Genomic DNA, 3,736 nt, shown 5'->3' on the forward strand with positions numbered 1-3,736 from the left:
GGCTCGTCTTTCGCCGTTTACTTGAACAGATCGCCAGGACCGACCAGGTTCCCGAGAAAAATCTCATCCATGGTTACGATTGGCGGCTACACAAGATGTAGGGCAGGAGGAGCTAACCGCCCACCCCCTTTGTTTTATTCGCCCCAGGAGATGCCCGATGACCGATCAGACCATGACCCTGTCCCTTGAAGCCAATCCGCCGGAGGCCCTGACCCAGGATGAGTTGGACGACCTGACCCGCGCCCTGCGCGGGCAGTTGGACGTGCCGGAACTGACCACGGGGGTGACCCTGGCGGGGTCGGCGTCCACGCCGGTCGGGGCGGGCGCCAAGGGGCTCGGTCAGGACTTGGGCGCGCTGGTGTTGCAGGTTCTGCCCGAGACGGTGCCGGCCCTGGTGGATTTTCTCAAGGGCTTCGTGACTCGCGAATCGCGGGTCAAGCTCAAGGTGCAGGTCGGCGCCAATCTGGTCGAACTGGATTTCGATGCGCGCACCATGGACGCCGCGCGGGTGGAGGCGCTGGCGGGGCGGTTGCAGCGGCAATTGAGCGGTGATGCCGCCGCGTCTGGGGCGCCCTGATGCTAAGCGCGTAGGATGCGGTGAGGAACGGACACTGGTGGCGAATTCGCTAACCCATTACAAAGCCCGTCGCAGCGCGGCGAGGTCAGCGACGCCGAGTCCGGTGATCGCGGCGATGGCCGCATCGCTCAGGTCGGTACCGTGGATCAGATTGATGGCCGTCAGGCGCAAGGCTTCGGCCCGACCTTCCTCCCGACCTTCCTCCCGACCTTCTTCCCGACCTTCTTCCCGACCTTCTTCCCGCGCATCCTTGAGCAAGCTGCGCTCGTCGCGCAGCGCCCGTTCGCGCACGAAGGCCAGGCGCCGGGCCTCGGCGTCGGCGCTCAGGGTCTTGAGTTTGTCCAGCGCGGCGCGCACCGGTGGGTCGACGATCTGCGCCATGATGTCTTCCTCCTGCCAGTGTTCAAAGAGTGTGATCCAGGCGCCGAGTGCGCCCCCTGTTTGTTGGAGCCGATCGGCCTTGCGCAGTTCGATCAGGTTGAGCTGCAGTTCCTGACCCAGGGTCACCGTCGGGCGCGCGGCATCGCGCATCTCAAAACACCACAGCGCCTGGTCCTGGTGCGCCGGGTCCTGGAACAGATCGAAGTCGAGCAGATGGATGCCGATGGCCGGCTGGAGCCCGTAGGTTGGGGTGAGGAACGAACCCCAACATCCCAGCTCCAGGCGCGATAACGGCGCACCTGCATCTCGATATTGTATTGGCGGCCCGCGGCGTCTTCGGCCAGCAGGTCCAGAATGATGTATTTACCGTGCAATTCCGCGGCATCAATGGCCGGATTTTTGACCGCGATGTGCGTGATCGGCGCCGCACACCGGCGCACGGCATTGATCAGCGCCACCAGCAGGTCCGGGGCGTCGCCGAACAGACGCTTGAATACATAGTCGTTCTTGGGGTCGAGCAGGTCGCATATCGCAACGGGTCCGGCGGCATGGGTCGAGTGTCGAGCATAGCACCGTCGCTGACCCGCGGGGCACCTACCCGTAGGCTGCGGTTCCGATCATACCCGACGGGCGGGGGGGGGTTGCGGGTGCTGGGGGTTGGATGATGCGGTTCGAGTACTCACCGCATCCTACGTGCTCACCGCCATCGGGGTTAGAATGCCGGAAACCAGGCGCAACCACGGACTCCCATGCCCCCGGCGGCTCAGAAATATGCCCTGCTGATCGGCAACGACCGCTATCAGGATCTGCCGGATCTCAAGGTCCCGGCGGCGGACGTGGCGGGGCTGGCGCGCGTGCTCACCGATCCGGCCATCGGCGGGTTCGACCCGACGCTGGTCAAGACCCTCTCCAATCCCGATTACGCGGTTGCCCATGAGGCGATCGGCCGGTTGTTCGCCAACCGGCAGCATGACGATCTGGTGCTGCTCTATTTCTCGGGTCACGGCGAGCTCGATCGCACCGGTGGACTCTATCTCGCGCTGCCCAACAGTGCGCGCGACTGTCTCGACGGCACCGCCCTGGCCGCCCCCTTCATCACCGGTGTAATGGACCGCAGTTCGGCCGGCCGCCAGATCCTGATCCTCGACTGTTGTTACGCCGGCGCCATCGGCCGCAAGGGCGCGGTGGTGACCGCCGCGACCTTTGGCGCCGACCCGGCCGCGGCACCGGCGGCGGACGCCGGTTACGGGCGGATCATCCTCACCTCATCGACCGCCGGCGAGTCCTCCTGGGAGGGCAACCGCGTCATCGCCGGCGTGGAGCGCTCGCTCTTCACCCATTTTCTGATCCAGGGTCTAGAAACCGGCGAGGCGGCGGCGGGCGCGTCGGCGGTGAGCGTCGAGCAACTCTATCGGTATGTCCATGCCGCGGTGGTCAAAGCGACCGCCGCCGGGCCGCGGCGCATGACCCCAGAGCGGTTCGGCCAAGTGCGCGGTGAGCTGATCCTGGCTCGCAATCCCCATGCGCGGGCGCCCGTCCCGGACCCCGAGGCCTTGCTGGGCGCCGAGCTGCTGGCCGATCTGGGGTCGGTGAACCACCGCACCCGCATCGGCGCCGTCGGTGAACTGGCGAACCTGATTCACCAGCCATTGCTGCGTCCGGTCGTCATCGCGGTCTTGGAGGAGCGGCTCCCGCGGGAGCGGGATTTTCAGGTGCGGGGCTTGATCGAGGCGGCATTGACGGGCGCCGCGGGTGCGAGGCCGCCGGAGCGGGCGGCGGACGTGCCGGGGCGGCCCGACACCCAGGGCGAGGCGGCCGCCGATGCGCCGGGAGGGGCGCCGCGCACGCGCGAGGAAACGCCGCCGGCCGCGTCGGAGCTGGCGCCGACCGCCGCGCCCTTGCGGACGAAGCCCGCGAGCGCCGATCCGCCAGCCGCCGGGGGTCGCCGCCGCGGCAGACTGGTCGCCGTCGGAGTTGGCGTTGCGGCCGTGGCGGCAGCCCTGGTATGGGTTTCCGGCAGAGTGCCGACGCCGGGGTCGGTGTCGTTCGGCGGCAGCAGCGGTTCGGGGGCAGAGGAGCTGACCACGCCGGCGCCCGCCGCCACGGCCGCTTCGCTCGCGCCCCTGCCGACCCTCACCGACATGGTGAAAGAGTGGAAGTCCGCTGATCCGGTGGTGATCCAGCCGATCCTGCCGATGCCCGTCACGCCGGCGGCAGGGACAGCTGGCGGCGGCAGTGCGCTCGCGGGCGCGGAGGTGCCGGCCAAACCTGCTCCCAAGGTTGTGGCCGCCGCGGTGCCCGCACCCCTGCCGACCTTCACCGATACCCTGAAAGACGGTTCCGCCGGGCCGACGATGGTCAGGATACCCGCCGGGACCTTCCAGATGGGCTCCCCAAACAGCGAACCGGAGCGCTCTTCGGATGAGCAGCAGCATTCAGTGGCGATCAAGCAGCCCTTCGCCATCGGTAAGTACGAGGTCCCGGTGGCGCAGTTTCGGGCCTTCGTGGCGGCGAACAAGGGCTATCAGACCGAGGCGGAAAAGGGCGACGGCTGTTATGGTTGGAAGGATGGCTCCTGGCAGCAGGACAAGGCCTTCTCCTGGCGTTCCGTCGGCTTTGAGCAGACCGAGGATGCGCCGGTGGTCTGCGTGAGTTGGAATGACGCCCAAGACTAAGTACATCAATATAATTGCTATAAGTCGCTAATTATTGCGATTTCTTTATATATCAAGTGCTTACAATTATTAACGCCTACAAATATTTAACTTGAAGTACTTA

General features: G+C 66.4%; 4 protein-coding genes. 2 read left to right on the forward strand and 2 right to left on the reverse strand.

Going from position 1 to position 3,736, the window contains the following annotated elements; genetic code table 11:
- The first annotated feature begins 157 nt into the window (after window positions 1–157).
- Window positions 158–577, forward strand: coding sequence for a hypothetical protein (locus tag QZY03_RS24835; protein WP_295585605.1), 420 nt, complete (start codon window positions 158–160; stop codon window positions 575–577).
- 57 nt (window positions 578–634) lie between these two features.
- Here QZY03_RS24835 and QZY03_RS24840 read toward each other — a convergent pair whose 3' ends face one another.
- Together QZY03_RS24840 and QZY03_RS24845 are read right to left on the reverse strand one after the other, a co-directional pair.
- Window positions 635–1,183 (reverse strand): hypothetical protein, encoded by a 549-nt coding sequence (locus tag QZY03_RS24840; protein WP_367268254.1) that lies wholly within the window; start codon window positions 1,181–1,183, stop codon window positions 635–637.
- The gene (locus QZY03_RS24845; protein WP_295585607.1) at window positions 1,081–1,416 is read right to left on the reverse strand and encodes a PD-(D/E)XK nuclease family transposase; all 336 of its coding nucleotides are present in this window, start codon (window positions 1,414–1,416) and stop codon (window positions 1,081–1,083) included. Before QZY03_RS24845 ends, QZY03_RS24840 begins: the two co-directional genes overlap by 103 nt.
- 291 nt (window positions 1,417–1,707) lie before the next feature.
- Here QZY03_RS24845 and QZY03_RS24850 point away from each other — a divergent pair, with 291 nt between their 5' ends.
- The gene (locus tag QZY03_RS24850; RefSeq protein ID WP_295585609.1) at window positions 1,708–3,633 is read left to right on the forward strand and encodes an SUMF1/EgtB/PvdO family nonheme iron enzyme; all 1,926 of its coding nucleotides are present in this window, start codon (window positions 1,708–1,710) and stop codon (window positions 3,631–3,633) included.
- Window positions 3,634–3,736: the final 103 nt, after the last annotated feature.

The sequence above is a fragment of the uncultured Lamprocystis sp. genome (assembly GCF_903933125.1).
Lineage (GTDB): Bacteria > Pseudomonadota > Gammaproteobacteria > Chromatiales > Chromatiaceae > Thiodictyon.